Here is a 12,048-nt window from a genome sequence, read left to right on the forward strand (position 1 = left end):
GCGGCTGATACTTAATGTATTGGCCATTCACGTATCGGGTCCACCGAATCGTTTGGGAGCTGTTATGCTTATCAACTGGCGCGTTGCTTCACTCAGTATCACTCTTCTGACCGGCGCCAGCGCTGACAAACTCTTCGCACAAGTCTCGGAAAATGCCAAACAGCAGATCAACGATTCGATCGCCAGCCAGAAAAATCTGAAGGACGAAACCCTTCAGACCGCTCGCCGCATCTCCACCATGCTGCGAGTGATGGCCTACAACCAGATCGATGCCAAATCTGAGAAGAAATTGCTTCAGGAAACGGCCACGACTCTCTCGCATCTGAGCAAGGATGAGATGACGGCGGTCCTGGCCCACCTGGAAGAAGCAGCCCATGCCAAGAACTACGACAAGTTGAATCAGGAACAGGCCGCCGCGTACGACCGCCATCGGGAAATTGTTTCCAACCTCAAAGGATTACTCAACAAGTTCGATCTGATCAAGTCGCTCGATCAGGCGGCCGATCGTTTCGACAAGCTTTCCCGCGAACAACTGGAAGTCCAGCTATCGGCCCAGTTGCCCCGCAGCCAGGGCAATCCGGATGATCCCCGCGTCCGCTTCGGCAACATGCGCCGATCCGGCAACAACTCCAATCCGTTTAGCTTCGAAGTGGAACGGCAGTCGGATATCGCCAAGGACGTGGATGTCCTGATCGATCAATTGAAAAATTTGAAACCGACCCTGAAGGGGGAGTTGGCCGAGCGTTACGACAAAGCGAAAGTGAACGAACGGGCGGTCACGCTTTTGAACTGCCTGATCACCTCCCTGCAGCGTCTGGGGGAAAAGGATGTGGATTCCTCTTCCCGCGAGCAGATCGAATCGGTCCGCATCATGCGCGATCTTGCTCTGGCTCTTCGGACGCCTAAGAACAAGCTGGAAATGCTGAAGGAAGCCAAGCGGAAACTCGAAGAGACCGAAACCGCCGAACAGCAGTTGAAGACTGATACCGAGAAGCGGGAAGAATTCCGGAAGCGGGAGAAAGTCGCTCAGGAGAACGAAAAGCAGGAGCTGACCAACAAGCAGGCCCGGCTGGAATTCGAAGCACGCGATGTTCGCACTCAGTTGCAGAAAGAAAGCTTCAACGAAGTGGCCGACAAGATTCGTCAGGCCGAAGAAGAAATGAAGCAGGCCCGCGAAAACCTGAAGAATCCCAATCAGCCCGATAAAGAAGCGGTCGCCAAAGAAAATAATGCGATCAAAAAGATCGACGAAGCGAAGGAAAAAATCGACCAGCTGATCGCCAAGGAAGAGGCCAAGAAGAACGACCCGGCCGAGGCGGTGAAAGCCACGCTGGCGGACCTGGAAAAGGTCATCAAGGAGCAGAAGGACACCAAGAAGAAGACCGAAGACAACAAGAACGACGCCAAGAAATTGCCGGAAATCGCCGAAGAGCAGAAGAAGCTTCAGGACAAGGCCAACGAAATCGCCAATACGCCGCTACCGACCAAGCCGGAAGTTCAGGACAACCTGAAGAAGGCCGAGCAGGCGATGAAGGAAGCCACCAAGAAGCTGGATGATAAGAAGGGCGATCAGGCCAAGGCTCCCCAGGAACAGGCCATCAATAAGCTCGAGCAAGCCAAAAAAGGCCTGGAGGAATCCCTGAAGGAACTGGAGAAGCGTAAGGAAGACATCGCCAAGCTGGATAAAGCGATCGAGAAGCTGGATCAGCTCGCCAAGGATGAGAAGCAACTATCGAAAGACGCCCAGAAAAACGCCGACGAAAACAAGCCCAAGGAAGGCACGCCGCTGGCCAATAAGCAGGAAGATCTGCAGAAGCAAACCGATCAGGTGAAAAAGGACGTCGAGAAAGTATCCCCCGACGCCAAAGAAAAGCTGGATCAGGCCGGCGAAAAGATGGAATCGGCCAAGAACGATTTGAAAAAAGAACAGCTCGAAAAAGGCGCACAGGAAAGCCAGGATTCGGCCCAGAAGCTCGAAGATGCCAAGCAGGCCCTGCAGCAACAGCGCGATGCCAAGAAAGCGGAGGACATCGCCAGCCAGCAGCAGTTGCAGCCCAATCAGGTCCAGCCGATGAACGCGGCCCAACAACTGGCCAAGGCTCTGGAACAGACCGAAAAGGCCGAACAGCAATCGAATAAAGCTCAGCAGCAACTGGGTGAACAGCAGAGAGCCAATCTCGAAAAGCTGCAGAAGGAAATCGCGGACAAGGCCGAGAAACTGGAGCTGCCCGAGGCTCAGAAAGACGCTCAAAAAGCAGCCGAAGCCCTCTCCAAAGCTGACTTCCCCGAAGCGATCAAGAATCAGGAACAGGCTATGGACGCCTTGGCCAAGGCCGAGCCGATGAAGGGGGAGAAAGGTCAAAAGCCGGACGCCGCGGACAAAGGCGACGCGGGAGATAAAGGCGAGCCCGGGGAAAAAGGTCAAAAACCGGACGCCGGAGATCCGGGCGATAAGGGTCAGAAGCCCGATGGAGATAAAGGAGATAAAGGTCAGAAGCCCGATGGAGATAAAGGCGAAAAAGGGGACAAGGGAGACAAAGGCGACGCGGGAGATAAAGGCGATGCCAAACCTTCTGGAATCCCGGACCCCAGCGCAGCCAAGAACCCCGCCGAGTTAGGTCAGGCTCAAAAGCAGATCAAAGAGCTGACGGAATCCCTGCAAAAAGCCGCGGAAGCAAACGCTCAGGCCCAAGCGGCCCTTCAGCAAGCTCAGGCGACGGCTCCGTCGGCAGTGAAACCGCAGTTGAATAACGCCGCACAGCAACTTCAAAAGGCTCAGCAAGCCTTACAGCAGTCGCAATCGCAGCCGGCTCAAGCCGCGCAGGCCCAGCAGCAGGCTCAGCAATCCCTGAGCGAGGCGATGACGCAATTAATGGCGGCAATGGCTCTGGCCGAGCAACAAAAGGGCGAACCGGGACAACCCGGCCAACCGGGTCAACCCGGGCAGGAGCAGGCGAACGGTCAGGAACCGGGCCAACAGCCCGGCCAGGAGCCGGGTCAACAACCGGGTCAACAGCCCGGTCAGCAACCCGGCCAGAAGAATCAGCAAGCCAAGGAAGATAACCAGAACAAGGGAGACGGCAACCGCACTCCCGATGGAAAAATGGCCAACCAGGCTTCGCAGCTCAAGAATGTCAATGGCGAAGGTGCCTTTATCAACCTGCCGGCCCAGCAGCGCGAAATGATCCTCCAAAAGATCAAGCAGCAGTTCCCGCCCGAATACGCCGAGTTGATCCGCAAGTATACAATTAACGTATCCGGCGGAAAACCGGCCGCAGAAGAGAAGAAGCCCTAATCTTTAATGCTCTTCGGGAGTTAGACGGCCTCCCCGGTCCGACTCCCGAGGCTTTTCACTCCTGAATTCCATCCGGGTCTGGCAGCTAAGTCCCATGCGTACACTTTTTTTCTTATTTGCGTTTCTGGGTCTCTCCACCCGCCTCTGCGCCGCTCCGCCGAAAGAGGATAACGTCAAGCTGGATGAACCAACCAAGAAAGCTTGCGAGCGAGCTTACGACTGGTTGAAATCCAAACAGAATGAGGATGGCTCCTGGGGTGACGCCCGCTATCCCCACAACACCGCCATCACCAGCTTCGTGCTGTTGGCCTATATGTCCCAAGGCCATATCCCCAATCAGGGAAAGTACGGGCCGGAAGTCGCCAAGGGCATTCGCTTCATTATCGCCTCGGCTCGGGAATCGGATGGCTATCTCGCGGGTCGCGGCGGCGGCAACATGTACTGTCACGGTATGTCCACCCTCGTGCTTTCCCAGGCGTGGGGGATGACGAAGGACGAAGAAACAAAAAATACCCTGAAGCGGGCCGTCGATCTGATCGTTCGCAGCCAGTCCCCGGAAGGCGGCTGGCGCTATTCCCCTTCCCCTTCCGGTTCGGATATTTCGGTGACCATCATGCAAGTGATGGCCCTCCGCGGTGCCAAGGACAGCGGAATTCACGTTCCCGATAAGACCCTGAAAAATGCCCTGGAATACATTAACAAATGCTACGATCCGGGCTCCGGCGGCTACTGCTACATGCCGATGACTCGGGCTCCCGGCTTCGCCCGCACCGCCGCGGGGGTGTGCGTGGTAAAATTGACTGGCGAATACGATAAGAACGTCGACAGATCGATCGACTATATGCTTTCGCAGATGGACTTCCCCCGCGAACACTACTGGTACGGCCACTATTATGCCTGTCACGCCATGCACCAAGTCGGTGGAAAAGCCTGGGAAAAGTACTACACGAACATGCGGAACAAGCTTTTGGAATCCCAGAATGAGGATGGCAATTGGACCAAACCGATCGAGCATTCCGCCGGGACGATCTACAGCACGGCCATCGGAGTGATCATCCTGTCTGTCCCGGCTAATTATCTGCCGATCTTCCAGCGTTAATTTCGCGGATTGTTGTTTTGATGCGGGAGTTTTAAGAAATTCCCGACTTTTCCCAGCAATTGGGAAAGGTCGATGAAAATTCGATCAAAGCCATAATTAATTGCACGTTCAAACGAATCCCTTTTTACAATACGATTTCGATGAGCTACTTTTTTGGATGATTTACTCGCAGGCCAAAAAGTTGGACATTGGCATCGGATCTGTTGAAACTGCTAGAGATATATGCGGGTAGTAAAAACAGAATTACCCTTGGGGAGTTGACGCTATGCTACGATCGCTGCTGGGAGGGTTACTGGCCTGTTGCCTTACCAGTTCACTCTATGCGGATCCCGTATTGGTAACCGATAAACTCGGAAAGAAAATTGATGGAGTCAAGCTGACTTCGCTGGAAGGGAAAATCACGGAGCTTTCCAGTTTTCAGGGCAAAAAAGGGATCGCGGTCGTCTTTCTGTCTTTTGAATGTCCCGTTTCCAACAGCTACGCCGTGACGCTGACGGAGCTACATAAAAAGTACCAGGAAAAGGGCATTCAGTTCATCGGCCTCTGCCCTACCGATGAGCAGCCGGACTCTGTTCGCAAACTCGTCACAGAGTACAAAATCCCCTTCCCCGTTTTCGTCGATCCCGAATTGACCGTGACCGATGCCTTCAAGGCCACCGCGACCCCTGAAGCCTTTCTGCTCGATCACAACTTCGTGCTCCGTTATCGCGGCCGGATTGATAATGCCTACTCCGCCCGGTTGAAGAAAAATCAGAACACCACCGAATTCGATCTGGTCAAAGCTTTGGACGAATTGGTCGCGGGCAAAGCGATCTCGACACCTGCGACTAAAGCCATCGGCTGTCCGGTAGTCGCGAAGGCGGCCTTGGATCGGAAAATCACCACGCAAATCACCTTCTACAAAAATGTCCTGCCGATCCTGCAGAAGAACTGCCAGGAATGCCATCGCCCCGGCGAAGTGGGCCCTTTCTCGCTGATGACCTACAAGCAGGCAGTGAACTGGGCCGACGATATCAAGGAATATTCCAAAAGCCGGCAGATGCCCCCCTGGAAACCGCACGGCGGCCCGGCCTACCTGAACGATCGCCGGATGACGGATCAGGAAATTGAAACGATTGCCAAGTGGGTCGATGGCGGCACTCCCGAGGGGAATATTCAGGAGGCTCCAAAACCGCGTGAGTTCGTCGAAGGCTGGAAACTGGGCAAGCCCGATCTGATTCTGGAAGTTCCCGAAGATTTCCACGTCGGGCCCAGCGGCGTCGATGCCTTCCGTTGCTTTGTGCTCCCCACTGGCCTGACTGAAGACAAGTATGTAATCGCTCAGGAAGTACGACCGGGCAATCCAGCGGTGGTTCACCACACTCTGAACTTCTTTGATCTCACAGGCGGCGGCCGGGATATGGAGAAGAAAGAAAAAGAACGCAAGAAGGAGCCCAACGAACAGGACTACGGCCCAGGCTATTCGGTAGCCATGAGCGTCGGCTTCCTCCCCGATGCCAGCAAGGCTCCCCCGGGTAAACCGGCCTTCGGTGGGCTTAGCGGTTGGGCGCCGGGTCAGGTTCCCAGGTTCCTACCGGAAGGGTCCGGCTACTTTCTTCCCGCCGGAGCCGACATTATCATTCAGACACACTATCACCGTAACGGCAAGCCGGAGAAAGATCGGCTGAAACTCGGTCTCTACTTCGCTAAAGGGAACATCGACAAGCCATTCCGGACGGGCACCATCCAGGGACTTCGGCCATTCCTGAATGTCATCCCGGCCAACGAACCTCACTATGTCGCACACGGTACTGGTTGGGCTCAAAGCGATTGCACCCTGCATAGCGTAATGCCGCATATGCATCTGTTGGGCAAATCGGTGAAAGTGACCATGCAGCAACCGGGCCAGGATGCAATAACCCTCGTCGATATTCACGAATGGGATTACAACTGGCAGGAAACTTACTGGTTGAAAGAGCCCATGGCGATCAAAAAGGGAACGAAGTTCGATATCGAAGCCGTTTACGATAACAGTTCCAAGAACCCCAACAATCCTACGAATCCTCCCAAAACTGTAATCGTCGGGGAACAGACCACCGATGAAATGCTCTTCGGGTTTATCGGGCTGACCCCCATAAAAGGAGCGGGCTCCGCTTCGATCCGACCGATTCCTCCGGCCACCCAGAAGCCGAAAGAGAAAACTCAAGACAAGAAATAAGCGTTGAATCGTCCATTTAATAGAGAGGCTGCGGGAACTGTCCCCTCCCTGAATCCTCTGGGCCCGGGCCATTCGGGCCTCTATACTTCCTACAGTTGGATTAACCGATCTCCATTCCCAGAAATCTCATGAAATTTAAACTCCTTCTGGCCGTGTGCTTTCTGGCACAAGGCCATTCCTTCACGTCAGCTCAAGAAACGACTCCCAAACCGAAGGAAGTTCTGCCGAGCTATCACATTCCCTATAAGCTCACCGACACCAAGCACGTCATGGTTCGGGTGAAGCTCAACGGAAAAGGCCCTTTCAACTTCATTCTGGACACCGGCGCCCCGGCCCTGATTCTCAGTGAGAAAGTGGCAGAGAAACTCGGCGTAAAGTCGGAAAATGGCTGGGCCACGTTCGATAAACTCGAAGTGGAAGGCGGCCTGACCATTCCCAAAGCCAAGGGACTCGCTATCGAGATGTTCCAGCTAAAGGGCATGAATGCTCTGGGCGTGGCCGGGGTCGAACTTCATGGCGTGCTCGGCTACACGGTGCTTGCCCAATTCGAAATCCAATACGACTTCACCAAAGATAAGCTGACCTGGAAGGCGCTTAAAGGATTCACTCCGGCGGATATTCAACGCTTAGGAGGAGGCAAGGATTCCAGCCAGGGCGGTCTCGAAATGATCGGCACCATGATGCAGACTCTGGGGCCACTGATGGGGTTTAAGCCGAACTTCGAAACGCGGCCGCGCGGTTTCCTCGGCGTGACTCTCGAAGTTAAAGACGACAAACTGTTCATTCAATCGGTCATCCCGAACAGTCCGGCGGCCGATGCCGGTCTCGCGGCAGGCGATCGCATTGTCGCTCTCAATAAGAAAGAGACCGACAACTTCAAAGAAGCGATCAAAGCGACCTCAAGTGTCGGCGAGAACGACAGCATCAAGTTGACGATCGAACGAGCCAAGGAAGAAAAATCCTACACCGTCAAATTGGGCAAAGGCCTGTAACAGAAATTTCACCGCGAGACGCTCGCACGAGAATAGATCCATGAAACAGACACTAGCTTTTGGATGCTGCTTACTCCTTGCGCTGCAGGGACGAGCTCAGGACGCCCCGAAACCGATCACGGTGCCCTTCACGCAGATTGAGACCGGCCACTTCATGATCAAAGTGAAGCTCAACGACAAAGGGCCTTACAATCTGATATTCGACACCGGCGCGCCGATGACCCTGATCGACAACCGGATCGCCAAGGATTCCGGAGTCATCAAAACGGCGAACAGCTTTTTCTTTGGCGCCATGACCACGCCTCAGACGATCAAAAAATTCAAGCTGGGCGATCTCGAAGTCGAAAAAGTGACGACCATGGTAATGGACCATCCCACGGTCTCCGCTTTCTCCCGCTTCTACGAGAAAAAGTACAACGAATCGATCGACGGCATCGTCGGGTTCCCCTTCTTCGCCCGGTTCGCCACTACGGTGAACTATCAAACCAAGGAACTGAAGTTCGTCCCCAACGGCTATCAGCCCGAGGATGTGATGCAGGGGATGATGAAAACCATGATGGCCGGCAGCAGCGGCAAACAGGGTCCGAAAGTGCTGGCTCCCGGCGGATACTGGGGATTCAGCTTCGCCGCGAAGTCGGATGAAGCTGCAGGCATCACGATCGAAAAATTATTTCCCGGCGGCCCCGCCGATAAAGCTGGCCTGAAGGTGGGCGACCGACTGCTGACACTGGATGGCCGCTGGACCGACAGTATCTCCGATGCTTACAACGCCAGCAGCTTCGTTAAGCCTGGGAAAGCCGTCGAATTGGTTATCAAACGCGACGGCGTCGAGAAGACGATTAAAGTAGCCCCCGAAACGGGCTTGTAAAGAACTAATTCCCCATCTTGCCTTTTTCCTTTTCCGCATTGGTCTGGGCAAATTTCACCAGCGGTAACGCCTGGCTGAACTCTTCCGGGCTGATGCCGGCTTTGATCGCATAGCTTCGAGCGGAATCTTCAATGTTCTGCGGATTCGGCCGTCGAGGAGAAGAATCCCGGCGCGGGTTCCGCTCTTCCCATTTCGCCAGTTCGGCCATTCGAGTCATATCCGAACCCATTCCGCCGTAACCTCCCCGATCGCCTGTGATCGGCGGTGCCAGCGGCGGTTCTCCGCGCGGCCGCGGTTCAGGCTCATTCGCTGCCTGGCGAGAAAATTCCATCAGAGCCAGTTCGTTACAGAGTAACACGGCCAATTCCGCATCGTTCTTGCAGCGCTGCACCAGCCCCTCGGTAATAATCACCTGCTCCAAGCCCGTGTGATAAATCGATTGCGTCTGCAGGCCGACCGTCAGGAAGAGCGGATTGACTTTGATGTCGGGGTTGGTTCCCAGGATCTTGCGGCCGAGGGTATCGACGCGAGAAGCATTGATCAAGGCCGCGGGAGGAAGGTTGGAAGTCGGAAACGGATGATCCAATCGTTCGACTTTTTTGTCGTTTTGCGTGAACAACTCATCCAGCGCGCAGCCCGAACTCAGGAAGCTGGTGAAGATAAGGGCAATCAGGTAAATGCGCATGGTCGCTCTCCGCTGTTAGTAGCTGGGAGGGAATAGCCGCGTGTTCGGTTTCTGTAAAGCGCAACTTGAGCGAAATTAAAAATGGACTGGATTTTTTATCCAGATATGTCATTAGGGGAGTTTCAGGGACGCAGGGAAATCCCCTTTAGTCTCGTTATGTGGACAGGGTCGTTCACCAGGATACGGCATGCAAAGGAGTGCGGTAATGCGACGATGGTATTTCCGCAGTTTGGCACTGGCGGTTTGCGGTGTTGGTTTCTTCAACAGCCCCGTTGCGGCTCAGGATTCTCGTCCGGTACCCGAGACGATTCGGGTCAAAACGGCCGATGATCCGGGCCTACCTCCTCTTCCCGCCCTGAAAACCGCTCCAGATGCACCGACTGCACCTGCAAAAGGTGTCGAACTCCCTTCCCTGGATCTCCCCAAACTCGAAGTTCCGAAAGTCGATAATCCGATTCCGGCAAACGCGACTGGAAGTATGCCTGCGCTCGCTCTTCCTGCCGTGCCGAACGTACAACTTCCGCAGGATCCGGAACTGCCCAAATCTGTGAAACCAGCTGAATCAAAGAGTGTCGTCGAACCTCCCAAGCTGGAACTGCCCAATCTCGAGGCCCCGCAGAGCGGCAGTGGCAAACCAGCCGACAAATCCCCCATTGAGTTACCCAAGCTGGACGTCCCGGTTCCTCCTTCCCCTCCGAAAGTTCCCGTGTCGCCAGCGAATGGAAAATCTTCGCTGAATTCGGAGGATAATCCGATCGTCCCGCCCTCGCTGGATCCGAAGAAACCGGTTCCGCTCGGCACCACTTATGTAAAGCCGCTGACGATATCGGAGGAAGCACCGCCGATTCCCAACAGTCTTAAGCTCCCTAACACCCCTACACCAGCAGCATCGAGCTCGGCCAAGGGCAATGCAAACGATGATGTGAACCTGTCAGCTTTTAACGAACTGCCGCCCCTGAGCGTTCCTTCGGCAATGACACCGCCGAGTGGGCAATCGCTCACTCCGTCGCCAATTCTGCCGGCAAAGTTGACGACGACTTCTTCCACTTCCGGGAATCTCGGCGAGCCGGGAATGCTGCAACTGCCGACCAATCCCGAACGCGTGGGAGCGCCGAACGAACCGCAGAAGAAAAAACCGTTCTGGGATCCAAACTGCGATCCGGCGCGCGACCAGGATGTGAACGCCTGCAAAGAGTATCTGGGCATATCGGCCGATATGCCGGTGAAGCCGAAGTGGTGGTTGGATGTGGACTATCTGCATTACTTCACGCCGCGCGGCCGACTGCCCGCTTTGCTTTATGGAGGCATGCCTTCGAGCGCCAGTACGCCGGCAAATCCGGTGATGGGACGAACTTTCCCGCTTTATTTGAATTCGGGACCAGGTTCCCGAACGGCTCCCGGAGTTGAAGTGGCCCTGGGCACCTGGCTGGAACCGAGCCTTCATTGGGGCATCGACGTCACGACGATGACGCTCTTCGATCAAAGTACCGAAAAACAGTTCGGCTCGGCGGGTGATCTTTACTTACTACGGCCATTCCGGGATGCCGACACGAATACTCCACAGTTTCTACCGATTGCCGGGGCAGGAAATCCCGGCGGCATTAACATTCAAACGAATTCTCGCTTCGATGGACAGGAAATCCACCTCCTGTACGATCCGCATTTCGAATTCCTGAGCCCTGGTATGACGATGTACTTCATGTTCGGTTATCGGCATTTCAATTTGTCCGATGATCTGCAAATTCAAGATTACTCGATCTACCCGAACCAACCCGCCACGATTGCCACCTACGATCATTTCTCGACCCACAACGATTTCAACGGCGGGCAGATCGCCATGAAAACGAGCTACCAGGCTTCGCGCTGGTCTCTCGATTTCACTTCGAAGATCTCTCTGGGTACTTCGACGCAGAACGTCTACGTGAATGGCTTCGCCAACGGATACTCCCCCTCCTCGGGTCCGGTGGGACAACCGGGCGGCTTCCTGGCTCTACCGACGAATATCGGCGAATACCAGCGGCAGCGACTGGCCTTCGCCCCGGAAGTCGGTTTGAAATTCAATTATAAATTCACGAACAACCTGATCGGTTCGATTGGCTACAACTTCGTGTATCTCTCTTCGGTGGTTCGCCCAGGGGATGTGATAGATACCACGATCAACTCGAATTACTTGCCGTTTACCAACGGCAACGGCAGCCAGACGCAGCGACCCGGAATTATGTGGCGGGATGACAGTTACTGGACCCAGGGCCTCAGCATCGGGCTGACTCTGCAATACTAATAGAAAAACCCCGGAGGGCCTATGGCCTCATCCGGGGTTTCGATTTTTCAGCCGTTCAATTCGAGTTCTTTTCCGCCGAACTTTCCGTTACGGGTAACACGGCCAGCACGTAAAAGAGTACCGAGAAAATCAAAGCGGAAGCGCCCATCGTCCGGTAAAACGGCAAAGCGGCCGTATAGCACTCCATCAGGCCGTTCCAGTTTTTGGTGTATTCCGAATCGGCCGAGAGCCAGTACTGGAAATTGGTAACCAGGAAGAACAGTATCGAGGCCGCCAGCCCGAAGCCGACGCTACTCCCCAGTGTGAGTTTGCGCGAGAGCAGGTATCCCATCAAGCCAATTAAAAACCAACTGCCGTAAACACCCAGCAGTCCGGAATGAAAAGCGTATTCCATATCGCCGTGCTGGAGCGCCAAAACCAGATCGCCGAAAATCTGCGTGGCGAAAATGAACAGGAACGACTGGTAGCCGAAGCCGAAAAAAGTGATCGCGAACAGTGCCAGGGCCGTCATGGGCGTGAAGTTCGGGGCTAGCGGAAATAGCCGCAGCAGCACGGTAGCGGCGCAAAGGCTCAGCGCCAGAAGGAATTTCTGCCTGCGATCAGTCTTATCGAAGTTCATACGTTTTGAAAC

At 54.7% G+C, this 12,048-nt stretch carries 8 protein-coding genes; 6 read left to right on the top strand and 2 right to left on the bottom strand.

All coding sequences use genetic code 11. The features are described from left to right. Positions 1-64 precede the first annotated feature (64 nt). The 5 genes from KIH39_RS14945 (at position 65) to KIH39_RS14965 (ending at position 8,451) form a co-directional block, all read left to right on the top strand. Entirely contained in the window at positions 65-3,295 is a 3,231-nt protein-coding gene (locus KIH39_RS14945) for a DUF4175 family protein (protein ID WP_213494034.1), read from the top strand. Between the two features lie 94 nt (positions 3,296-3,389). After that, positions 3,390-4,394, top strand: a complete 1,005-nt coding sequence (locus KIH39_RS14950; protein ID WP_213494035.1) for a prenyltransferase/squalene oxidase repeat-containing protein — start codon at positions 3,390-3,392, stop codon at positions 4,392-4,394. A gap of 265 nt (positions 4,395-4,659) precedes the next feature. After that, positions 4,660-6,591 (top strand): redoxin domain-containing protein, encoded by a 1,932-nt coding sequence (locus KIH39_RS14955; RefSeq protein WP_213494036.1) that lies wholly within the window; start codon positions 4,660-4,662, stop codon positions 6,589-6,591. Positions 6,592-6,719: 128 nt separating this feature from the next. Further along, complete coding sequence (locus KIH39_RS14960; protein ID WP_213494037.1) at positions 6,720-7,583, top strand: PDZ domain-containing protein; 864 nt, start codon at positions 6,720-6,722, stop codon at positions 7,581-7,583. Between the two features lie 40 nt (positions 7,584-7,623). Beyond that, the gene (locus KIH39_RS14965) at positions 7,624-8,451 is read left to right on the top strand and encodes a PDZ domain-containing protein (protein ID WP_213494038.1); all 828 of its coding nucleotides are present in this window, start codon (positions 7,624-7,626) and stop codon (positions 8,449-8,451) included. 4 nt (positions 8,452-8,455) lie between these two features. Here the strand turns inward: KIH39_RS14965 and KIH39_RS14970 are convergent, their stop codons facing one another. Continuing rightward, positions 8,456-9,136, bottom strand: a complete 681-nt coding sequence (locus KIH39_RS14970; RefSeq protein ID WP_213494039.1) for a hypothetical protein — start codon at positions 9,134-9,136, stop codon at positions 8,456-8,458. A gap of 205 nt (positions 9,137-9,341) precedes the next feature. Here KIH39_RS14970 and KIH39_RS14975 point away from each other — a divergent pair, with 205 nt between their 5' ends. Continuing rightward, a complete protein-coding gene (locus KIH39_RS14975) occupies positions 9,342-11,417 on the top strand; it encodes a BBP7 family outer membrane beta-barrel protein (protein WP_213494040.1) in 2,076 nt (691 codons plus the stop codon). 55 nt (positions 11,418-11,472) lie between these two features. Here the strand turns inward: KIH39_RS14975 and KIH39_RS14980 are convergent, their stop codons facing one another. Beyond that, positions 11,473-12,036 carry a DUF6580 family putative transport protein gene (locus tag KIH39_RS14980; protein ID WP_213494041.1) on the bottom strand — a complete coding sequence of 188 codons (564 nt, stop codon included), beginning with the start codon at positions 12,034-12,036 and terminating at the stop codon, positions 11,473-11,475. Positions 12,037-12,048 lie beyond the last annotated feature (12 nt).

The sequence above is a fragment of the Telmatocola sphagniphila genome (assembly GCF_018398935.1).
Lineage (GTDB): Bacteria > Planctomycetota > Planctomycetia > Gemmatales > Gemmataceae > Telmatocola > Telmatocola sphagniphila.